The sequence below is a fragment of the Paraburkholderia kirstenboschensis genome (genome assembly GCF_904848585.1).
Taxonomy (GTDB): Bacteria; Pseudomonadota; Gammaproteobacteria; order Burkholderiales; family Burkholderiaceae; genus Paraburkholderia; species Paraburkholderia kirstenboschensis.
Window position 1 is genome coordinate 56,165 of sequence record NZ_CAJHCR010000019.1, and the last position, 21,421, is coordinate 77,585.

A 21,421-nucleotide genomic window follows, 5' to 3' on the forward strand; every position below is an offset into this window, starting at 1 on the left:
GACTTTGGGCGCCTATGCATGACTGCGAAGGCGGCCTTGTGCCGCCTTTTGTTTTAGCGCTGACACAAGCAACGGCGTCACCGTCATCCGGTCACGCTAGAACGTCGTGGAGACGGTGACCCACGTCTGTTGTCGAGCCGTGTGCTCTGGCGGACGACCGGCGCGCATCGCATAAGTCAACTGCGCGGCCACACGCTTGCCGCTGTAGCTCGCGCCGATACCGTAGCCTTGCAGCCGTATGAACGCGCCTGGTATTGGGCCGTCCCGACGTGTCCGGCCTCGCGCATCGTCGTAGAACGCTTGCAGCGAAGCGCCGGGCAAGCTGCGGAACGATTTGCTTGCGGCGACTGAAAAGACAAGGCCATCGTCGACCGAGGCCGCGTTCTGGTCGTACGCACGTACGGCCGAAGGACCGCCAAGGCCCATTCGTTCATAACTGTCCAGACTGCGGCTCGCCAATTGTCCGCGCATCTGCACCATCACCTGGGTAGTCGGCGTAATGGCTTGAACGTAGGCGGCGGCCGGTTCGACTTTGTAGTAATCGAATCGCCGGCCGGCAAGCGCGGGCGTCGCGCTCGAATAGTCGGATTCGCTTTGTCTGGTCGTGCCGCGGCTGAGGGCCGCGCTGTACTGGAACAGGTTGCGGCGCTCGGCAAGCTCACCGGTCACGGTGCCCTCCACTCGCACCGATGCGACAAGACCGCGTTCGCTGGTTTGCAGTATGTCGCTGAATTTTTCGTCTCTGGAGCGCCTCGCATTGAGATTCGCACCCAGATCGAGACTAGCACGGCGTGAGCGGATCAGCGGATAGCTGCCGTATATGCTGAGGACATCGGCAGCGCCCGTGCCCAAACCGCCAAATATTTCGCCGAGCCGATAGTCCACATGCGAGTACGCGATGCCCACACGGCTCGCTCCCAAGCCGGTGAGGATGTCGTAGGAAAGGCGGCCCAAGCGGGTTTGTCCGTCCTCGCCTGCCTTCGTCTGCATGATGCGAGGTGTGACATAAAGCATGGCTTGCAACTGGTCGCCCGACCCCAACACGTTGTTGATTCCCCCGGCCAGACCAAGCCTGCGCCAGCCCGCCTGCCTGGAGCCGGCGTTATCGACGGTCGCTGCGCCGTAGTACCGGTCCGCGGGTGTCACGTCAACCGTCACAACGGCGCCGCCGGGCTTCGTGCCGGTCGACAAGGTGGATGTCGCCGAGACCACGCCCGGAATGCCCTCGACAAGCCGGGCATTGCGTTCGATATCCCGCAGCGAAGGTGTGGCGCCGGACGAACCTGCGAGGATCTCCTTGAGCCGTTCCGTCGACACGTCTGAGCGGTTTTCAACCTGAACAGACTCGACATATCCGCGCATGACCGTGAACTGCACGACGCCGTCGTTCACCGTCTGCGGTGGCAAGACAACGCGTACCAGAGAATCGCCGCCGTGGTAAAGGACGGTGGTGAGTTCGTCGCGCAGCGCCCGCAACTGTGTAACCGTCACCTCGCGGCCACGCCAGGACGCGAGAAATTCATCGACGCGTTGTTGTTCCTCCTCGGACAGCGCGCCGCCGAAATCGAAGCCTTTTACCAGAAATGAAATGTCGCCGCCGCTCTCCGGCCCTGTGCCGGGCGATGTTGCTAGCTGTGCCGGAGCCGTCCGGTCGACGCCCGGCTCGGTTCCGACTCCGCGCGCGAGTTCGGCATTCTGTCGAAGCAGTGCGCCAGCGTTGATCGGTTCGTTGGCTTGCGCGGACGCATGCCATGCGGTCGCGCCAAATAACGGCAACCATGCGAGAGCAGGACGACTGCGTAAGGACCGGGATCGGTTAGCGGCTTTCACAATGCGATGGATAGAAAATGCACACTGGCCGAGGCTCATGAGAGCCGCGCCGGCGCATTGAAGGGGAAAGCAGATCGGGGACAGCGACGCAGTGACGAAAGGCCCAGCCATGCCTGCGTGCCCTCGTGCCCCCCGTTGCCGTAACGAGTGACGACGCCATTGCGCCGTCATTCCTGCGAGCGTTTATAGATCAGTAGCCTTCGGCTTGATGCGGATGTTGCCGTCGGTGTTAAGCGTGTTGTCCGGCAGGCTGATCTCGCTAGCCGTCAGCTTGCCACCCAAGCGCGCAACGTGTGCTTCCACAACGATCCGGTTGTGCGCCTGAACGCGGCCGGTCTGAACGTCGAACGCGCCAAGCGTGACGTCGTTACCAGCTTTCGTCAGGGAGCCGGCCTGCTGCGAAATGCTACTGCTGGCTTTCATTGCGACGTTGCCGCTGCGGCTGATCGCAACGCCGGTTTGAACCAGATGTCCGCCTTGCACTGACTGAATGCACAACTGCTCCGCCTCGCATCGAGTAGCTGACAATCCGGACTGAACCGAGATGTCGCCGTCTGCCTTCAGCTTGCCCGCCAGCGTGACGTCGCCACCATCGATGTTGATCGTTTTGGCGGTGACGTTGGCTACATGAATTTGGCCACCGGCCATTGGCTGAGTGTACGGATTCGCCAACGCTACCGACTTCAGCGTAACGTTAGTGCCGGCCGTGGTGTTGACGCCATCGGCCTGGATGAGATCGCCAGCCGACACCAGTTTGATCGAGCCGTTACTTGCGCTCACATTGGCTCTCTGGATCATTTTGCCGGCGTGTACATCTACGCTATCCATCGCGCGGATCGGCGCGTTGATGTCAACGTTGCCGCCTTCCAGTTTCACCGTATTGGCATCGATTCTGCCGTTCGTTGCAACGGCGCCCTCGGAAGATTCCAGATAAACACCGCCAGCATTGATCCGGCCGTTGTTGATGACATCGCCGCCCAAAGTAGCAACGTGGACCAGGCCATTTGCGGCGTTCAGCTTCGCGCCCGACTCCACGGTGACGTCGTGGCCGATGCTTGCGTAATCGCCGCTGAAAGGCATGGTAGACCGGTCGAAGGGCGAATCGCTGTAATTCGTCGGAGACGACATGATTTCGATACGCTTGTCAGCCGTCAGTTGACCACCCGCGCTGATCTTCCCGTCCAGTTCGGACCCAAGTGTGACGACGCCACCTTCGCCCGAAGACGCACGGGTTGCCTCGATAACCCCTGTGTTTTGAACAACCGTGGCGAGCATGGCGCCGGTGGCCGCCGCAGACAGTGTCGCGTTGCCGCCTTGCGCGGCTATCACACCGTAGTTGGCTGCCAGGGCGTTCTGTGCGGCGCGGCCGAGCATGACCGTAAAGCCCGAATCATTCATGGACATCGCTACGCCATCAGCCGCGCCGAGTGTCACGTCTTTGGCTTTTATCGAGCCTTGATTGATCGCTTGCCTGCCCAACAGGATCACGGACTCCTTGGCGGTCAGTTGGCCGTTGTTCGTCACCTTGCCCTCTGCGCCGCGAGAATAGAGGTTGAGGTATCTGCTGCCGTTGAGGCCTTGCTTGCCGCCGTCCATGAATTGCTGGTCGGTGACGTCCAGCGCCGAAGCCACCAGGCTGCCCACGTCCACCTTTGCACTTTTGCCAAATACGACGCCGGCCGGGTTGACTACGAACACTCTGCCGTTTGCCGTCAGCGCGCCGTCGATCTGCGTGGGGCTTGCCGTAGTAACCCGGTTCAGCAATGCGGAGGTCGCGCCCGGCTGACTGACGTTGACCGCCTGGTTCTTGCCGATATCGAAGTTCTTCCAGTTGACGATCATCTTGTCGCTTGCTTGCGAGATTGTCGTCTTGCTGCCCTGCGTGTTGATGGTGCCGCTGCCTGCCGCCACGACGCCGCCTTCGACAGCCCAGACGGCACTAGTGCAGCTCATTGTCGCCGCCAGCATTGCGGGCATCAGTGTGTTACGACCAACCCGTGCCGCCGTTCCCGGGTGATTCGCACGGGTACGTTTCTTATGCTTCATTTTGTTGACCTGTTAAGAGAACTAACTACGGATGTCCTCCGAGCGGCAGTTCGCCTGGTACTACGTGTTCCCACCCGGAGCCAGGAGGTAACCTGGCCGTAAGATTCTATGAAAGCCTTCGTTTATATTGGTGTGGAAACTTCCGAAAGCAGCCGCGTTCGTTCCACACGCGTATGAAGACAACGACGCATTCCTAAGCACATTGGGAAGCACTAAGAACGCCGGTCAACTGGACCGTCTCGATCGCCCCATCAATCGGCGCGAGGCTCATCCAGCGCCATCCGGAAACCCACCACACTCGGGTCTTCCGTCGGCGTGATCGTGAAGCCGCTCGATCTGGCGAGCGCGATCATTGCAGTGTTCTCACGCAGCGCCTCGCCGACGAGCCAATGCGTGCCGCGTGCACGCGCATACCGGATGATGCGGTCTGTCAGCAACCGGCCGAGCCGCCGCCCTTTCTGATCCGAGCGAATGGCAACCGCGAATTCCGCGGTTTCGTTATCCGGGTCCGCCACCGCGCGCACCACGCCGAGCGTGCGCGAGAGACCCTCGTCGCTTTGCACCGTCGCAATCAGCGCCATTTCACGGTCGTAGTCGATCTGCGTCATGCGCGCGAGCTGAGAATGATCGAAGCTGCCTACGGCACCGAAAAACCGCAGCCGCAAATCCTCGGGCGTCATCGCTTCGACGAGGTCGTGATGCGCGGCCTCGTCTTCAGGGCGGATCGGCCGCACTGTTATACGCGCACCTTGCCAGTCGAGCGTCTCCTCGAAGCGGCGCGGATACGGCATGATCGCGAGGCGGCTGCGCGTCGGCGCGATGCTCAGCGTAGGTGCGACAACCGTCACATGATCGCGATACACGCGCAGCGTAAGCGCGAGACCAACGATCTCCCTGACCTCGCAGACGGCTTGCGAGAGCGCCGTCAATGCGGCCAACGCAGGCTCCGGCGCGATGAGCCGCGCATACGGCGAACGCGTGACGATGTCGCGGGCGAGCGTCGGATTGAGCGGCGGCAAGCCGTAGAGGCGCAGCGGCTCGGAAACGCCATCGGCGGAAGGAGCCGTGAAGCTGAACACCGGACCGAAGTTGTCGTCGTCATGAAGCTCCACGGCGATCTCGACTACCGGCTTGGGCGCAGACGCCGCGTCGGTTTCTGTGCAGTCGGATTCGCGCGAAGCGGGCGCCGCGTCGGAACGCTTGTCGACGCCCGCTGTATCCGCTGTCTGCGCTGTTTCTATTGCGAGCCCGAAACGTCTCAGCAAATCCGCTGCAGCTTCACCGGTTAATTCGCGCTCGCCCGCGGCGAGCGCGGCCCGAGCTTGTGCCTGCGCGGCGTCGATCGCGTCGGGGACTTCGGCCGGCAAGCCCTCAGGCGTCTGCATCAGCAATTCGCGTCCCATCCGGTAATCGACAAGGCGCGCGAACGCGCGGGCGAGCCGCTGCGGCGTCGTGTGAACCGGAATTCCTTGCGCATGCAACGCGTCGCGCGTAGCGGCGTCGAGCCCGCCAAAGAAGCATGCGAGCAGACCGCGATACGCGAACCGCTGATTCGCAATCAGCGCCTGCGCCACCTCGCCGACCGGCGCGCCATGCGTCGAGGCATGCACGACGAACGCCGTGCCGGTGCTGCGATGCTCGGCGAGCAGCTTGAGCGCCGTGCCGAAGTGCTCGGGACGTGCGTTGTCGCCGAGTTGCAGCGGATTGCCGCCGACCGCGTGCGGCAGCGCCTGCTGTAGCGCCTGCGACGCTTGCTCCGGCCACGGCGCGAGCGTATCGCCAGCGGCGGCGAACGCGTCGCACGCAAGCGTCGCGAGGCCGCGGTCGCTGGTGATCAGCGTCGCGGTCGCACCCGCCGCCACGCGGCCCACGCCGAGCGTTTCGATTTCGTCGAGCAGGTCGTCGAGCGCGTCGACGCGTACCATGCCGGCGCGGCGAAATGCGGCGGTGTAAAGCGCGTCCGCGGGATCATCGCGGCCCGAGCGCAGAGCAAGCACCGGCTTGTTGCGCGCCGCCGCGCGAGCCGCCGACATGAACTTGCGCGCCGCCCGCACGCTGTCGAGTTCGAGCAGAATCGCGCGCGTGCCCGGGTCGCTCGCCAGATAGTCGAGTACGTCGCCCGCATCCACATCCGCCTCGCCGCCGAGCGCGACCGCGTGCGAAAAACCGAGGCCGCGCGCATGCGCCCAGCCGAGCACCGCATTGGTCAGCGCGTTCGACTGCGAGACCCACGCCACGCCACCCGCCTTCACAGAGCATGACGGCGCGCCGAGGTGCGCGCGCAGCGCCGGCGTCACTACGCCCAGACTGCCCGGTCCAACGATCCGCAACAGATGCGGCCGCGCCGCCGCGAGCGCATGCCGCAGCGCGAGCCTGTCGTCGTCGCAACGGGTCTCGCCGACAATGATCGCCGCGCGCGTCCCTAAACCGCCGAGCTTATGAATGATGGAAGGCCAGGTCGTCGCCGGCGTGCAGATCAGTGCCACGGTGGGCGCTTGCGGCAAGTCGCCGACATCGCCGATTACCGGATGCCCGCTCAGCGTTCCGTATTTCGGATTGACTGGCCACAGCGGGCCCTCGAAGCCGCCTTCCAGCACGCGCGACCACACCATCGCGCCGGTGCTGCCCGGCCGTTCCGAGGCGCCGATCACAGCGACAGATTTTGGTCGGAATAACGCGTCGAGATTGCGAACGGTCACAGGCGCTCCGCAGATGAAAATGGCGCGCCGCTCGGGCGTCGACGCGCGCGTGTTCCTCAGCATAGGCGAAGCGCGGCCATCGCGCGGCGCTTCTCGCGCATGAGCCGGAGCCATGTCAATCGAACGTTGATCGGCGCCACCGCGCATCGGGATTTTTTTAGCGCGCGCAGGCAAAATACAGCGCTTCAGTGCGACAATTGCAGGCGATCCGCGCGCCTTCATATCGGCCGCACTGCCCCGCACGATCCAAGAGACAGAAGGTGAGGTATGCGACGCTTGCCATCGCTCATCGCGTTGCGCTTTTTCGAGGAAACAGCGCGCCACATGAGCTTTAACCGCGCGGCGAGCGCACTATGCGTGACGCAAGGCGCCGTCAGCCGGCAAATCAAGCTGCTCGAGGAATCGCTCGGCGCGAAGCTGTTCGAGCGCGATCACAAAGGCATTCGCCTGACGCCCGTGGGGCTGCAATTCCTGCCTTGCCTGTCGGACGCGTTCGACACCATCGAGCGCGGTTTCCGGCAAATCACCGCGGCAAAGGGCCGGCGGCGTCTCGTGGTGGCCGTACCGCCTACTTTCGCGACGCAATGGTTCTCGCCGCGGCTAGGTTCGCTCGCTGACGAGATGCCCGATGTCGAATTGTCGATTCGCACAGAGCCGACTGCGGACTGCCACTGCACGATCCGCTTCGGCCGTCACGCTTTGCCCGACGCACACTCCGAATTGCTGATGACCGAGCGCCATGCGCTGGTGGGCGCGCCGATGCTGCTCGGCGAGCCGCTCGACAGGCTGCTTGAACACATGCCCGCGCTGCACGTGCTGCACAACGACGCGAGGCTGGACCTGTGGCCGAACTGGCTCGCCACGGCGGGGCTGCCCGCGCGTTATGCGGATAACGGCATTGAATTCTCGACGCTCGAACAGGCGATCCGCGCCGCGCGCAAGGGCGCGGGTCTGGCTATCGTCGACAGAAATATGATCGTCGAGGAACTGGCGGACGGCAGCCTCGCGCAGTTCTCCGATGTCGAAGTGGCCGGCCCGTTCGGCTACTGGCTCGACGTCGCGCCGCAGCACGCCGCCCTGGAATATGTGCAGGCGTTCGCGGGGTGGCTGCGAGAGCAAGTGCTAAAAATGGGCTAGCGGCCATTCCGCCTGCCGGCGAGCCGAGCGCGAGCCTCAAATAAAAAAGCCGCGTGCATGGCACGCGGCTTTCTCTGATCCCGGCAGACGCCGCCAGCCAGATGCGCTAGCGGACTGAGGGCGTCAACTCGTCACATTGCCTTCTTGAACGGCGCGCCCGAATGCTCGCGCAACTCGTTGAACACGATTTTCGGCCATGCCTTCTGCGCAACTTCGATCTCCGACACATGCGAGGCCAGATATGTGGGCGCGTCGGACGCATCGAGCGCGATGCGTGCGGCGTATGAGTCGGTGAAGCGGCGCAGTTCCGCGGGGTCGTCGCACGTCACCCAGCGGGACATGCGGTAACGCGCGGGCGCCATGCGCACGTCGACCTTGTATTCGGTCGACAGTCGGTGCGACACGACTTCGAACTGCAGTTGGCCGACCGCGCCCAGAATCATCAAACCGCCCACTTCGGGACGGAACACCTGAATCGCGCCTTCCTCGCCAAGCTGCTTGAGCGCCTCGCCGAGTTGCTTTGCGCGCATCGGGTCGACCACTTCGACGGTCTGGAAAATCTCCGGCGCGAAGAACGGAAGCCCGACGAACTGGAGCGCCTCGCCTTCGGTCAACGTATCGCCGAGGCTCAGCGTGCCGTGATTGGGAATACCGATAATGTCGCCCGGATACGCCTCACTCACCGTCTCGCGCCGCTGCGACAGGAACGTCACAACGTTATTCGCGCGAAAAGTCTTGTTCGAACGCGTCACCTTCACCGCCATGCCGCGCTCGAAACGCCCCGAGCACACACGAATGAACGCCACGCGGTCGCGGTGCGCCAGATCCATGTTCGCCTGCACCTTGAAAACGACGCCGGTGAATTTGGGCTCGTCCGGCATCACGGGACGCTGCACCGTCATGCGCATCGACGGCGGCGGCGCCAGGTCGACCAGCGCGTCGAGAATTTCCTTTACGCCAAAGTTGTTGATTGCCGAGCCGAACAACACCGGCGACTGCTGACCGGCAAGAAACTGCTCGCGGTCGAAATCGGGGGTCGCGCCGGTAATCAGGTCGATCTCTTCCTTTGCCTTGGTCCAGCTATGGCCGAAACGGCGCTCGCCTTCTTCGTCGCTCAACGCTTGCAGCGTTTCAACCGCGCCGCCGGCCGTGTCCTGACCGGCGCGGAACACACGAACCTGGTCGCGCTGGATGTCGTAGACGCCCTGGAATTCCTTGCCCATGCCGATCGGCCACGTGAACGGCACCGCCGCGACACCGAGATGCTGCTCGATTTCATCGAGCAGTTCGAGCGGCTCGCGCACTTCACGGTCGAGCTTGTTGATGAAGGTGACGATAGGCGTCTTGCGGCTGCGGCAAACTTCGAGCAGCTTGAGCGTCTGCGCTTCGACACCGTTCGCGCCGTCGATCACCATCACGGCCGCATCCACCGCCGTCAGCACGCGGTAGGTGTCTTCGGAGAAGTCTTCGTGGCCCGGCGTGTCGAGCAGATTAATAACGGCGTCGCCGTACTCGAACTGCATCACCGAACTTGCGACGGAAATGCCGCGCTGCTTTTCGATTTCCATCCAGTCGGAAGTCGCATAGCGATTGCTCTTGCGACCCTTCACGGTGCCCGCGATCTGAATCGCGCCCGAAAACAGCAGCAGCTTTTCGGTCAGCGTGGTTTTGCCCGCGTCCGGGTGGGAAATGACCGCAAAGGTGCGGCGGCGTTTAAGTTCGGAGACTGACATCAGGTCTGGCGGTCACGGATAGGGGTTCGGCGGTCTTCGGAAGCTTGTGGCCTCCGGGCTGCCGCGCGTGGCGCGGCGGCGTCGAGCTGCGGGAGTCGGGCCGGGAACCCGCATCACTATGGCAACCGGGCCGCGTCGGAAAACAGGTCGGGAACGAGCGTTCGACAATACGGATAATCGCCAGCGCAGAACAGCGCAGGGAACGAATGATACACGCCGGGACGGCGGACGTGGGAAAGCCGCCCGCGAGGGGCGGGCGGCCGGCGCAACGGTTAGAACGGTTCGCCGGACGGCGGAGCGGCTGCCTTTGATCCCGGAACCGCGCCGCCGCCGGGTTACACACTTCGGTCTTTTAGCCGCCGCTCGCTTCGTTCAGCGTCAAATGCCTGGTCTCCGGCGCCCAGGCAATCGAAACGATCATGCCGACGAGCAGCACGGCCGCGAGCACGAACATCGTGATGTGAAAGCCGAGCGTGGCGATGCCGAGCGGCAACAGAAACGTACCGACTGCGGAGCCGAGACGGCTGCAAGCAATGGCCAGTCCGACGCCGCAGGCGCGCACTTCGGTGGGAAAACACTCGGGCGGGAACACGCCGACCAGATTTGAGAATGCCGACATGGTCAACGTGAAAATGCCGAACGCGACGATCATGGCGAGCGCCGCCGATTCCGGCAGCAGGCTCAGTGCGATCAGCGACACGCACGTCACCGCGAACGAGCCGATCAAGAAAACGCGCCGCGGCAGCTTAATGGTGAGCCAGATGCCGATCAGCGCGCCAAGCACGAGAAAGCCGTTCAGCAGCAAATCCGCGCCTGAATCGTTGTTCAGATGAATCGCCTTCAGGATGGTCGGCAAGAATGTGTAAACCGCGAAGTATGGAATCACGAGGCAAACGAAAAACGCGCAGTTGAAGACAGTCCGGCGAATCAGGTCTTTCTCGAAGAGACGCATGAACCCGCCTGCCGTTTGCGCGTGCTGGTCGTGAGCGCCGTCGAGCGTGACGTTCTCGCCGAAGTGCTTGAGCACGACTGACCTGGCCTCCGCAATCCTGCCCTTGCCGAGCAGCCAGCGCGGCGACTCGGGCGTGCCCATGCGCAACACCAGCACGATCAGCGCCGGAACGCCCGCCGACGCGAGCAGCCAGCGCCATGCATCGGGCGAGGCGTCGGCGTAATGCATGCCCAGCACGTTCGCCACCACGTAACCGATAGTCCACACGACGCTGAACGACCCGAGCAATGTTCCGCGATGCTTACGCGGCGAGAATTCCGCGAGAATCGCGTGTCCCACCGCGAAATCGCCGCCCATGCCGAAGCCGATCAATACGCGCAGCAAGCAGAGTTCGAAAGGCGAGTGCACATAGAACTGCGCAAACGCGGCCACGGTAATGATGACAAAGCTCATCAGAAAGATTTTTTGCCGCCCGAGCCGATCCGACAGCCAGCCGAACATCAGGCTCCCGAAAAAAATGCCCATTAGCGCGGAACTGCCGATCATGCCCATCCAGAATGCGTCGAGCGGCATTTGACGATTCATCGCGGCCAGCGCGTAGCCGATCGTGCCGAGCGCGAAACCTTCGGTGAAGTGCGCCCCGAACGTGAGGCCGGCAATCTTCACGTGGAACGCGTTCAACGGCACGTCGTCGATGGAAATGGGACGGTTCGCGGACGGTGCCGCAGCCGCGAAAGTGGGGGCGAGGCCGAGAGGGCTCGCCTGGACATCCTGATTACTCACGCTGTCTCCTTGATTTATTGGCTTTTTTAGGCGGGCAACGTCGTGCGTTCCCGCCCGTATGAAATCTGACGATCAGCGTCCGAGCCCGCCCATCATCATGTATTTGAGTTCGGTATATTCATCGAGCCCGTACTTCGATCCTTCGCGGCCGAGGCCCGATTGTTTGACGCCGCCAAACGGCGCGACTTCGGTGGACAGAATCCCTTCGTTGATGCCGACCATGCCGCTTTCGAGCGCCTCGCCCACGCGCCATGCTCGCGCCAGATCGCGCGTATAAAAGTACGCCGATAGCCCGAACGGCGTCGCGTTGGCGGCGGCGACGGCTTCGTCCTCGGTCTTGAAACGAAAACACGCGGCGACCGGTCCGAAGGTCTCTTCCTGCGCAATCAGCATTGAGCTGGATGCGTCGACAAGAACCGTCGGCTCATAAAACGTGCCGCCAAGCGCGTGCGGCTTTGCGCCGGTCAACACCTTCGCGCCCTTTTGCAACGCGTCGGCCACATGCGCTTCCACCTTCGCCAGCGCGGCCTGATTGATCAGCGGCCCTTGTTCGACGTCGCCTTGCAACGCGTTGCCCACGCGCATCTTGCGCGCCGCCTGCGCGAGCGCCAGCGTGAACGCATCGTAAATGCCGTCCTGCACGTAGAAGCGATTGACGCACACGCACGTTTGTCCCGTGTTGCGGAACTTGGATGCCATCGCGCCTTGCACGGCGGCGTCGAGATCGGCGTCGTCGAACACGATGAACGGCGCGTTGCCGCCCAACTCCAGCGAGAGCTTCTTCAACGTATCTGCCGACTGCTTGGCGAGCAGCTTGCCCACGCGCGTGGAACCCGTGAACGAGAGCTTGCGCACTACATCGGATTCGGTGAGCGCGCCGCCTATTGCGACGGCATCGCCGGAGACCACGTTGAACACGCCGGGAGGAATGCCCGCCTTGTCTGCCAGCACGGCCAGTGCAAATGCCGACAATGGCGTTTCCTCGGAGGGCTTGAGCACCATCGTGCAACCGGCCGCCAGCGCGGGACCGGCCTTGCGCGTGATCATCGCGAGCGGGAAATTCCAAGGCGTGATGGCCGCGACCACGCCGACCGGTTCGCGCGTCACGATGATCTTCGCGTTCGGATTCGGGCTCGGAATCACGTCGCCATATGCGCGCTTCGCTCCCTCGGCGAACCATTCGAAGAAGCTTGCCGCATAACCGACTTCGCCGCGCGCTTCGGCCAGCGGCTTGCCTTGTTCGCGAGTCAAGAGCTCGGCAAGCGCATCGCGATGCTCGAGCATCAACTCGCCCCAACGCTTGACGCGCGCGCCGCGCTCTTTAGCCGTCAATGCTCGCCACGCGGGAAACGCCCGTTCCGCGGCGGCAATGGCTTGTGTCGCCTCAGCCGCGCCGCCTTTGGCCACTTGCGCGATGACTTCGCCTGTCGCGGGATTGAGCACGGGATAAGTGCTCGCGCTTTCGTACCACTCGCCGCCGATGTAATGCCCTGTCCGGAGAAATTCGTTCATGCCGCTTTCTCCAGCTTCTCGACGAACCCGCCTTGCGCAAGCCTCGGCTCGCGCGCGATGCGCTTGCCTGCGGTGTAGTCGTTGATCAGATCGCACGGCGTGTAGTTGCGTTCTAGCTCGAAGATCTCTTCGTCGGACAGCGCCGTGCCGAGCGCGGCGATCGCGCTGTCGAACTGCGCCGGCGTATCCGCGCCGACCAGCATGCTCGACACGCCTTCGTGCCTGAGCACCCACGCCTGCGCGATCTGCGCCGCGGACACGCCGCGCCGGGCGGCCACGCGCGCCACCGACGCCGCAATCTCGCGCGACACATCATCGCCATACATTTGCGCGGTGAAGAAGTCGGTCTGATTACGCGTGGAGTTGGCGTCGCTTGTTAGCAACCCGCGCGCAAGCGGACTGAACACGGACACGCCGACGCCCTGATCCTGGCAATACGGAATCATCTCGCGCTCTTCCTCGCGATACGCGAGGTTCAACTGCAACTGCATGTTGATCGGTTTATGCCAGCCGTTGCGCTCGCAAACCTGCATGATCTTCGCGAACTGCCACGTGTACATGGTGGACACGCCGATATAGCGCGCCTTGCCCGCACGCACGATGTCGTTCAGCGCGCCCATGGTTTCCTCGACCGGCGTATTCACGTCGAAAAAATGCAGCATATAGATGTCGACGTAATCCATCCCGAGGCGCGTGAGCGACCCGTCGATGCCGTCCATGATGTGCTTGCGCGAATGACCACCCGCGTTCTGGTATGCGCCCATGTCGTAGCCGACTTTGGTCGTCACGACAATCTCCTCGCGGCGCGCAAGGCGCTTCAGAATGCGGCCGACGACTTCTTCGCCGACGCCCGTCGAATAGAAATCGGCGAGGTCGATGAAATTGACGCCGGCTTCGAGCGCATGGCGAACGATCGGCTCGCTGCGCGCTTCATCGAAAATCCAGGGCTTCCATTGGGGCGTGCCCATGTTCATCGTGCCCAGGCACAGACGCGAAACCTTCAGGCCGGATTGGCCGAGGCGAATGTATTCCATGAAACGTGTCTCCTTGCAGATTGGATACGGCTGCTTTCAATCCACGCCGCGATCAGCGTTGTTTGGGGGTGTAGAACGGGTTCGAGACGTCGCGCGCGGCGGCGAACACTTCGTCGCGATGCGGCAGGCCTTTCATCGCCGCGAGGATCGCGTTCCTGCACGCGCGGTAGTTGTTTTCGAAGACGGCGTCGAGATCGTCGGTCGCGGGATTGACCCAGTTCGCGGACACGACAACCCAATCGTTCTCCGCTTCCGGAGGCAGCGTGCCGTTCTCCAACGACTCGGCCACCGCCTTCGCAATGCCGGCTTGCGACGCGCCCCAGGTTGCGTTGCCATGGAAGTCGCTGCCGATCTGCGCCTTGTTCACGTAGAGCGTCAAAGGCTTGGTCGGCACGCCCGGACGCGCGATCACGACGAACGGTGCGTGACCCGCGGAAGGTGTCGCCAACGCGGTGGCAAACGCCTGGCCCGCCGGACCGTTACGCGGGCCGACCAGCACGTTGATATGCGCGAGGTTCACGCCAGGTCCTTCGAATCCTTCGCCGATGAAAAGTTGTTTGTCCGTCGATACGCTCATGGTCTTTCCGTCGAGTTGAGTGGATGACCGATTGTGGCGTTCGGCATCCGCGACCATGTATCGATGAGTTTTGATCCGGGGTATGAGGCGAACTCAACTCCGGGTTTGTCCGGACGGCATGGAGAAGGCGGTGAGTTCGCGCAAAGCGCGACGCACGCAAAGGTGAGGGTTTTCGGGACTTGCGATGTCGCGCCGTGCAGAACGGCGAAAGGTGAGCACGTGCGAAGAGCTTCTTGCACCAACGACGCGGCGTTGGTTGCGCACCGTCGTCTCCCGAACGAACGCAGAGCCACGTTCGTGTAGCCGTGAACGATTCTTCGTACAGCCTGGGAACGCCCGCCAGCAAAGGCCAGCGCGGGTTTTGGACATGTCGGTGAGGCGCCACCCCTTCATGGCACTCACCTCGGGTCCGGTGCGCGTGGCGAAGAAACCAGGCTCACCGAAACAAAGCCGAAGTATGTAGACCGCAGGTCCCGGTCCACTGTGCGGATTCCAGATTCAATCTAAAGGTGAGCGTTTTCGGGACCTGGTAGCGGTGCAGAAAAGAGCGGACGCAACATCACTTCAGCGATGCGAACTACACGACGCCCGTGAATCGCACCGCGACGCCACCCTACACTTCGATCAGAAAGCGGTCGCGATTCTTGCCCGCGAGCCAGGCAGGCGAGCGCCCGCGGCCGCTCCAGGTCTCGCCGGTTTTCGGGTTGCGATACTTCGCGACCGATGGGGCTTTGCGCGCCACGGTGCGTGTGTTCGCGAAACCGAGCTCCTCGGCGGTCAGGTCGTACTCGGCGATCTTCTGTTTGATGTCGGCGATCGCTTGCGCGACCTCCTTGTCGCGAGCCGCCGCAACTTCCTTGTGAAGCTTCTCGAGCTGAGCGGTCAACTGCTTGTATGAGGCCATCGCGAATGCTCCCGTTGATTGTGGCGAACCGAAGTGCGGACGCTATCAGACAAATAATGCGCCGGATAGAGAGCCCTTCATTGTCCGGCGCTAAAAGTGCGGTCGCTCATCGCCGAAGCACGCGCACTCAATCGTCAATTGCATCGTACACGCGGCGCTCGAAGTCGATTGCCATGGGAAACGGCTCGATCGAACGGCGCTGGATCAGCATGATGCCGATCAGGTCCTCGACCGGATCGGCGAACCAGCTTGTGCCAAAAGCGCCGGGCCAGCCGAAAGAGCCGGTTGAACGATAGCCTTGCGGCAGTTGCTGCGCCGGATCGTCGACGATCGACAAGCCGAGGCCGAACCCTTGGCCCGCCCACATCACATGACCGAACGCCGGGAGTCGGCGTTGATCGCGAGTCAGAAAATTCGAGCGCATCAGATCGACCGAGCGATGCGACAGCAAGCGCACGTCGCCGACACGTCCACGCCGCAAAAGCAGCTGCGCGAACTGCAGATAGTCCTGAGCGGTGGAGACGAGCCCGCCACCGCCGCTCTGAAAGCGCGCCGGATTCGCCCAGCGGCTCGCCGACGCATGATCTTCGACCACGCGCCGCCGCGTCTCCGGATCGACGCCGTATGCGGTAGCGAGGCGCGCAAGCTGCGGCTTGGGCACCCAGAACGCGGTGTCGCGCATGCCCAGCGGCTCGAAAATGCGCGTGCGGAAGAACTCCCCCAGCGGCATGCCGCTCACTCTCGCGATCAGCGCGCCGAGCACATCGGTGGCGATGCCGTAGTGCCAGCGCGAGCCGGGCTGAAACATCAGCGGCAATTGGGCAATGCGCGCGAGCCACGCGTTCGCGTCGCCGTGTCCATCGACGCCGTTGAACGCCGCCGCGTAGGATTGTGCCAACGGGCCGGTCGCGGTGAAGTGGTAAGCGAAGCCCGCGCGATGCGTCAAGAGATCCAGCACGGTAAGCGGCGTACGCACAGGATCGGTCTCATCGAGCGGGCCGCCGGGATCGCGCAACACGCGCGGCGCCAACAGCTCAGGCAACCACTGCGCGATGGGCGCGTCGAGCGCGAGCTTATCCTCTTCGATCAGCATGAGAATGGCGGCGCTCGTCACTGGCTTGGTCATCGACGCAATGCGGAACAGCGTGTCGCGTTCCATAGGCAGTTGCGCGGCTTCGTCGCGCAGACCGAGGGCCTCGAAGTAGCCGGTTTCACCGCGGCGCCAGACTAGCGCCACCACACCGGCTACATCGCCCCGTTCCACGTAACCCTGCAAGGTGCTCGTCAGGGCTGTCAGCCGGGCTGACGAAAATCCAGCTGGTTGCATGTCGATGGTGTGTCCTGGCTTAAGCGTCGTCGATTGAAGATTACGAGGTGGCAGCGAGTTTAGAGCGCACAGTGCGGGTCAGGCTTTCTGGCGCTCCTCCAACGCCGCGAGTGCGGCATTAAGTCGTTTGATGCGGTTGGCCTGTGTCGGCATGCGAACCGAGCCGGAAACCGAATCGATGCGATTACGCCAATACGACAGCGGTATGCGGTCTTCGGCGGAAATGTGCGAAATGACGTGCTCGAGATGTTGGATGTCTTTTTCGAGTTGGTGATGATTCATTCTTTTCCCCGGGATACTCGTTGACTTAATTCGAAACGCAATGAAAAGCACAACTGTTCCGTTCCTAACGTCGATTTCCGTTAGTCGGCAACTTCTTCCTCGCTTCTGCCTTGCGGTCTCTTCATTCGGCAAAAGCTGCTGGTCGCATGCGCTGGCGAACCTCTGAAAACAGAATACTGCCGCGGGATTTCACGTTCCGTTACCTGGCGCACTGACTTCGCTTCAGTGCAAAAAAATACCGTGAGTTTTTATGGATGTCGATCCATTAAGAATAAAAACCAACATCGCCAATTAATATGCGTGACGCATGGACATGCGTTTCGCCTTCAGGCATTAGACGCATATATTTATGACGGTCGTGCACTTTTGAAAAAGCGCCCTGCGCGTAATAGTTAGCCGCTTGAAGGCGGAATGCATTTGAGCAGGGAATTATGCGCGACCGGCGTGCGAATTGGGCTACACAGCCCGTGCAGAAATTGCGGACCGAAGGCTGTCGAACACTGCCGGGCCGCACCCGCAATAGCGCGGCCGCGAAGCTGTCACTTTGCGCGGCAGGCGTAGATCAGGTTGAGCGTTCCATTGTTCGTGGACTGGCGAACCGTGTCGAATGCGCCGCCGCAGCTTGCGGCAGCCTGCTGCGCGCAGGAGTCGGAGCCCGCCGGACATTCAACGAGTGTGGTGGCGCGGCCGTCCGGCAAAAACAGCGGCGCGCTGCTGCTGCAACCACCCAGTGCCGTGCTCGCTGCGACGGCCAGCATCATGCAGGCACGGTGCGCGAAGAATGAGAAGCTGCGGTTCATGTGAAACCCCGATCACGTCTTGTTTTTGGATCACGCGATTGTGCCACGCGCCAATTGCGCTGCGTGACCCAGTGACGGCCGACGTCGTCAAATCTCGATGCCGTGCGCCGCAATCTTTTTGTATAGCGTTGCGCGCCCCATGCCGATCTGCGCGGCGGCGTCGATCACACGCCCGCCGTTGGCGCGCAATGCATCGCTGAGAAAACGCTTCTCGAACGCCGCCATTGCCTCGTTCCACGACGACGGTCCCGTCGCCGCATTTCCCGCTTCGCCATCAGCCGGCGGCTGGGCGTCCGGCACGCGCTGTATCGCGCTGAGCCCGCCGCTCTGTCCCGAACCGACGAACGGCGCGAGCGCACGTGCGTCGATCCGTTCGCTGTCGGACAGCATCACGGCCCGCTCAAGCGTATTGCGCAACTCGCGCACGTTGCCCGGCCATGCGTAGGCGCACAGCAGGCGCAATGCGTCGTCCTGCAACTCGTAGTGACTGCCGCCGCGCGCCTGCGTCGACAGGTCCTCGAGCATTGCGTATGCGAGCGCTTCGATGTCGGAAGCGCGCTCGCGCAAGGGCGGTGCGTGGATCGTCAATACGTTCAGGCGATAGAACAGGTCCGCGCGGAAACGTCCCGCCGCCACGAGCGCGGGCAAATCGGCGGAGGTCGCCGCGATGATCCGCACGTCGGCGCGCACGATCCGGTTTGAACCGAGCGGCTCGAACTCCTTGTCCTGCAATACTCGCAGCAGCTTGCCCTGCAAGGGCAGCGGCATATCGCCGATTTCGTCGAGGAAAAGCGTGCCGCCGTTCGCCAGTTCGAACTTGCCGACGCGGCCCTTGCGATCCGCGCCGGTGTACGCGCCGGGCGCCGCGCCGAAGAACTCGACCTCGAGCAACGTGTCCGGAATCGCCGCCACGTTCACCGTCACGAGCGGCTGGTTCGCGCGCGCCGAGCCACCGTGGATCGCATGTGCGAGCAGTTCCTTGCCGGTGCCGGTCTCGCCCAGCAAAAGAACCGGCGATTCGAGTTGCGCCGCACGGCGAGCCTGGCGCTTGACTTCCAGACTGGCCGCGCTCGTGCCCACAAAACTGCCAAATGTGTACTTGGCCCGGCGCGCCTGCGCAAGCGACTGGCGCGTCGCGATCAATTCTTCCTGCACGCGCGAATAGTGCGAAAAAAGCGGCGTGAGCGCCTTCAGTTCGTCAAACAGCGCGAAACCGACGGCGCCTACGGTTTCGCCTGCGTCGTCTTTCAGCGGCAGACGCGTGACCACGAGCGGCTCGCGATCCGTTTCCAGAATGTCGAGCAAAATGGGCTTGCCCGTCTTGACGACTTCGCGCATCAGGCTGTTTGGAATCACCGCTTCGCAATCTCGGCCGATCGCCTGCTCGGGATCCGCAAAGCCGAACCGCGCCGCATAACGCTTGTTGATCCAGACGACGCGCGCTTCGGCGTCGACAATGAACGTGCCTTCGCTGAAGTTCTCGAAAGTGCGGAAGAGCGATTCCATTGCGCGGCGCAGGACGTCGCTGTAGGTGGCGGGAAGCCCCGCCCAGTCGTTCATCATGTTGTCGCTGTCTCCGGCTATCGTTGTACTTGTCGCTTGTCTCAATTCGTGGACAAGCTTATCTCAATCGAGAGATCGCCGACAAGCCTGCACTGCAAAGGTTCGGGCCGTGACGCCGGTGTCTGTGGTGCGATTCGTGTCCCCGTTTGGAGACGTTTAGGTACAATCTGCGGCGACACGTCTCCTGGTTTTGTCCGCTTTGGCCCGGCGCATCAGCGCGCGAGCCGTTGTCGGCCGCATGGCACGGAACCTGCGTTCGCGGGCGCCATGCCGTGGCTAGCTGAGACGGCGTAAACGTAGAACAAACCAAGCTTCTGGAGACTCAATGTCCTTTGTCATCGTACTTGCCGCGCTGGCGTTTCTGATGTTCGCCGCGTATCGCGGCTACAGCGTTATTCTGTTCGCCCCGATCGCCGCACTCGGCGCTGTCCTTCTGGTCGATCCGGCCGCCGTCGCACCGGTTTTCACCGGCATCTTCATGGAGAAGATGGTCGGCTTCGTCAAGCTCTACTTCCCTGTATTCCTGTTGGGCGCCGTGTTCGGCAAGGTCATCGAACTGTCCGGTTTCTCGGAGTCGATCGTGGCCGCCGCGATTCGCTACATTGGCCGCTCGCGCGCGAACGCCGTGATCGTCGCTGTGTGCGCACTGCTTACCTACGGCGGCGTGTCGCTGTTCGTGGTGGTGTTCGCGGTCTATCCGTTCGCCGCCGAGCTGTATCGCCAGAGCAATATTCCGAAGCGCCTGATGCCTGGTGCCATCGCACTGGGCGCGTTCTCGTTCACGATGGATTCGCTGCCGGGCACGCCGCAAATCCAGAACATCATTCCGACGACGTTCTTCAAGACGACCTCGTGGGCCGCACCCGCGCTCGGCGTGATTGGTTCGCTGTTCATTATCGTGGTCGGCCTGAGCTATCTCGAATGGCGCCGCCGCGCCGCGATGGCAACCGGCGAAGGCTATGGCACGGAACTCGTCAATGAGCCGGAGCGCGTCGAGTCGAAGCAGCTGCCGCATCCGTTGCTCGCAGTCGCGCCGCTGGTGCTGGTCGGCGTCGCGAACTTCGTGCTGACTCGCTGGATTCCCACGGCGTACGGCACTTCGTACACCGTCGCGCCGGATATCCTGCCGGGCGTTCACACGCCGGTCACCACGACGATCAAGACGGTCGTAGCGATCTGGGCTGTCGAAGGCGCGCTGCTGCTCGGCATCGTCATGGTCGTGCTGACGGCGTTTGGCCGGGTGCGCGAGCGCTTTGCGATCGGCACCAAGGCCGCGGTGGCGGGCGCGCTGCTGGCGTCGCTGAACACGGCTTCCGAGTATGGCTTCGGCGGTGTCATTGCCGCATTGCCCGGCTTCCTCGTGGTCAGCGACGCGCTGAAAAGCATTCCGAACCCGCTCGTCAATGCAGCCGTGTCGGTCAGTTCGCTGGCGGGCATTACGGGCTCTGCGTCCGGCGGCATGAGCATCGCGCTCGCGGCCATGTCGGACGTGTTCATCAAGGGCGCGGAGGCCGCGCATATTCCGATGGAAGTGCTGCACCGCGTGGTCGCAATGGCAAGCGGCGGCATGGACACGCTGCCGCACAACGGCGCGGTCATCACGCTGCTCGCGGTGACCGGATTGACGCACCGTCAGTCCTATCGCGACATCTTCGCGGTGACGGTAATCAAGACGCTGGCTGTATTCTTCGTGATCGCCGTTTATTACACGACCGGGCTCGTTTAAGCGCGAGCTTGCAGGGGACGATGCCGGCCGCCTCGCCGGCATCGTGAGTTTTGATCGGTTATCTTGTCAGCCCGACACTCGAAGCCACGACCGGCGCCCCCCATGAGTTCAACCCCCGCATTCTGGATGATCCCCGGCGCCCCTACGCCGGTCGGCCCGTTTTCCCACGCCACTGAAGCCGACGGCTGGGTTTTCCTCACGGGCCAGATGCCGACCTCGCCCACCGACGACGCCGCACCGCTTCCCGAAGGCGTAGTCGCGCAAACCAGACGCGTGATGGACAACCTCGTGCTGGTTCTGAAGGGTCTCGATCTCGGCTTGCAACACGTGGTCGCCGCACGCATTTTCCTGACCGAGTTCAAGCGCGACTACGCCGCGATGAACGAAATTTACCGCGTGTACTTTCCCGCCGACGCGCTGCCGGCGCGAACCTGCATCGGCGTGACCGCTTTGGCGCGCGACGCGTTGGTGGAAATCGACTTCATCGCACGACGGCCCGGCTAATCCGCAACGGTG

General features: G+C 62.8%; 16 protein-coding genes. 3 read left to right on the top strand and 13 right to left on the bottom strand.

Features of this window, described 5'->3' with window-relative positions; translation table 11 throughout:
• Window positions 1-96: 96 nt before the first annotated feature.
• The 3 genes from JMY24_RS31880 to JMY24_RS31890 all read right to left on the bottom strand — a co-directional run bounded on the left by JMY24_RS31880 (window position 97) and on the right by JMY24_RS31890 (window position 6,575).
• Window positions 97-1,776 (bottom strand): ShlB/FhaC/HecB family hemolysin secretion/activation protein, encoded by a 1,680-nt coding sequence (locus JMY24_RS31880; protein ID WP_236597605.1) that lies wholly within the window; start codon window positions 1,774-1,776, stop codon window positions 97-99.
• A 237-nt stretch (window positions 1,777-2,013) separates the two neighbouring features.
• Window positions 2,014-3,876: a filamentous hemagglutinin N-terminal domain-containing protein gene (locus JMY24_RS31885; RefSeq protein WP_128598029.1), complete on the bottom strand. Its 1,863-nt coding sequence runs from the start codon at window positions 3,874-3,876 to the stop codon at window positions 2,014-2,016.
• Window positions 3,877-4,127: 251 nt separating this feature from the next.
• Window positions 4,128-6,575, bottom strand: coding sequence for a bifunctional acetate--CoA ligase family protein/GNAT family N-acetyltransferase (locus JMY24_RS31890; protein WP_201703549.1), 2,448 nt, complete (start codon window positions 6,573-6,575; stop codon window positions 4,128-4,130).
• A 267-nt stretch (window positions 6,576-6,842) separates the two neighbouring features.
• Between JMY24_RS31890 and JMY24_RS31895 the strand changes: the two genes are divergently transcribed.
• A complete protein-coding gene (locus JMY24_RS31895; RefSeq protein WP_128598034.1) occupies window positions 6,843-7,712 on the top strand; it encodes a LysR substrate-binding domain-containing protein in 870 nt (289 codons plus the stop codon).
• 131 nt (window positions 7,713-7,843) lie between these two features.
• Here JMY24_RS31895 and JMY24_RS31900 read toward each other — a convergent pair whose 3' ends face one another.
• The 10 genes from JMY24_RS31900 to JMY24_RS31945 all read right to left on the bottom strand — a co-directional run bounded on the left by JMY24_RS31900 (window position 7,844) and on the right by JMY24_RS31945 (window position 19,179).
• Window positions 7,844-9,445, bottom strand: coding sequence for a peptide chain release factor 3 (locus tag JMY24_RS31900; protein WP_020068586.1), 1,602 nt, complete (start codon window positions 9,443-9,445; stop codon window positions 7,844-7,846).
• A gap of 352 nt (window positions 9,446-9,797) precedes the next feature.
• Window positions 9,798-11,180: an MFS transporter gene (locus JMY24_RS31905; RefSeq protein WP_201703551.1), complete on the bottom strand. Its 1,383-nt coding sequence runs from the start codon at window positions 11,178-11,180 to the stop codon at window positions 9,798-9,800.
• 72 nt (window positions 11,181-11,252) lie between these two features.
• On the bottom strand, window positions 11,253-12,692 hold the full coding sequence (locus tag JMY24_RS31910) for an NAD-dependent succinate-semialdehyde dehydrogenase (protein WP_128598035.1): 1,440 nt from the start codon (window positions 12,690-12,692) through the stop codon (window positions 11,253-11,255).
• Window positions 12,689-13,726: an aldo/keto reductase gene (locus tag JMY24_RS31915; RefSeq protein WP_201703552.1), complete on the bottom strand. Its 1,038-nt coding sequence runs from the start codon at window positions 13,724-13,726 to the stop codon at window positions 12,689-12,691. The genes JMY24_RS31910 and JMY24_RS31915 overlap by 4 nt, the downstream gene beginning before the upstream one ends.
• A gap of 52 nt (window positions 13,727-13,778) precedes the next feature.
• Window positions 13,779-14,303, bottom strand: coding sequence for a formaldehyde-activating enzyme (fae, locus tag JMY24_RS31920; RefSeq protein ID WP_114199733.1), 525 nt, complete (start codon window positions 14,301-14,303; stop codon window positions 13,779-13,781).
• 613 nt (window positions 14,304-14,916) lie between these two features.
• Complete coding sequence (locus JMY24_RS31925; RefSeq protein WP_128598036.1) at window positions 14,917-15,207, bottom strand: H-NS histone family protein; 291 nt, start codon at window positions 15,205-15,207, stop codon at window positions 14,917-14,919.
• A 127-nt stretch (window positions 15,208-15,334) separates the two neighbouring features.
• The gene (locus JMY24_RS31930) at window positions 15,335-16,534 is read right to left on the bottom strand and encodes a serine hydrolase domain-containing protein (RefSeq protein ID WP_128598037.1); all 1,200 of its coding nucleotides are present in this window, start codon (window positions 16,532-16,534) and stop codon (window positions 15,335-15,337) included.
• A gap of 78 nt (window positions 16,535-16,612) precedes the next feature.
• Window positions 16,613-16,816 carry a hypothetical protein gene (locus JMY24_RS31935; RefSeq protein WP_128584024.1) on the bottom strand — a complete coding sequence of 68 codons (204 nt, stop codon included), beginning with the start codon at window positions 16,814-16,816 and terminating at the stop codon, window positions 16,613-16,615.
• Between the two features lie 539 nt (window positions 16,817-17,355).
• Window positions 17,356-17,616 (bottom strand): hypothetical protein, encoded by a 261-nt coding sequence (locus tag JMY24_RS31940; RefSeq protein ID WP_128598038.1) that lies wholly within the window; start codon window positions 17,614-17,616, stop codon window positions 17,356-17,358.
• Window positions 17,617-17,703: 87 nt separating this feature from the next.
• Window positions 17,704-19,179, bottom strand: a complete 1,476-nt coding sequence (locus JMY24_RS31945; RefSeq protein WP_201703554.1) for a sigma-54 interaction domain-containing protein — start codon at window positions 19,177-19,179, stop codon at window positions 17,704-17,706.
• Between the two features lie 325 nt (window positions 19,180-19,504).
• Here JMY24_RS31945 and JMY24_RS31950 point away from each other — a divergent pair, with 325 nt between their 5' ends.
• Both JMY24_RS31950 and JMY24_RS31955 read left to right on the top strand, forming a co-directional pair.
• Window positions 19,505-20,905, top strand: a complete 1,401-nt coding sequence (locus JMY24_RS31950) for a GntP family permease (RefSeq protein ID WP_128598040.1) — start codon at window positions 19,505-19,507, stop codon at window positions 20,903-20,905.
• A 102-nt stretch (window positions 20,906-21,007) separates the two neighbouring features.
• Window positions 21,008-21,409, top strand: a complete 402-nt coding sequence (locus tag JMY24_RS31955; protein WP_027779984.1) for a RidA family protein — start codon at window positions 21,008-21,010, stop codon at window positions 21,407-21,409.
• Window positions 21,410-21,421: the final 12 nt, after the last annotated feature.

Coding starts and splice junctions, on each gene's coding strand:
- JMY24_RS31945 (WP_201703554.1), bottom strand. CDS start 19,179: ATGATGAACGACTGGGCGGGGCTTCCCGCCACCTACAGCGACGTCCTG.
- JMY24_RS31925 (WP_128598036.1), bottom strand. CDS start 15,207: ATGGCCTCATACAAGCAGTTGACCGCTCAGCTCGAGAAGCTTCACAAG.
- JMY24_RS31885 (WP_128598029.1), bottom strand. CDS start 3,876: ATGAAGCATAAGAAACGTACCCGTGCGAATCACCCGGGAACGGCGGCA.
- JMY24_RS31940 (WP_128598038.1), bottom strand. CDS start 17,616: ATGAACCGCAGCTTCTCATTCTTCGCGCACCGTGCCTGCATGATGCTG.
- JMY24_RS31910 (WP_128598035.1), bottom strand. CDS start 12,692: ATGAACGAATTTCTCCGGACAGGGCATTACATCGGCGGCGAGTGGTAC.
- JMY24_RS31895 (WP_128598034.1), top strand. CDS start 6,843: ATGCGACGCTTGCCATCGCTCATCGCGTTGCGCTTTTTCGAGGAAACA.
- JMY24_RS31915 (WP_201703552.1), bottom strand. CDS start 13,726: ATGGAATACATTCGCCTCGGCCAATCCGGCCTGAAGGTTTCGCGTCTG.
- JMY24_RS31930 (WP_128598037.1), bottom strand. CDS start 16,534: ATGCAACCAGCTGGATTTTCGTCAGCCCGGCTGACAGCCCTGACGAGC.
- JMY24_RS31900 (WP_020068586.1), bottom strand. CDS start 9,445: ATGTCAGTCTCCGAACTTAAACGCCGCCGCACCTTTGCGGTCATTTCC.
- JMY24_RS31935 (WP_128584024.1), bottom strand. CDS start 16,816: ATGAATCATCACCAACTCGAAAAAGACATCCAACATCTCGAGCACGTC.
- fae (WP_114199733.1), bottom strand. CDS start 14,303: ATGAGCGTATCGACGGACAAACAACTTTTCATCGGCGAAGGATTCGAA.
- JMY24_RS31950 (WP_128598040.1), top strand. CDS start 19,505: ATGTCCTTTGTCATCGTACTTGCCGCGCTGGCGTTTCTGATGTTCGCC.
- JMY24_RS31955 (WP_027779984.1), top strand. CDS start 21,008: ATGAGTTCAACCCCCGCATTCTGGATGATCCCCGGCGCCCCTACGCCG.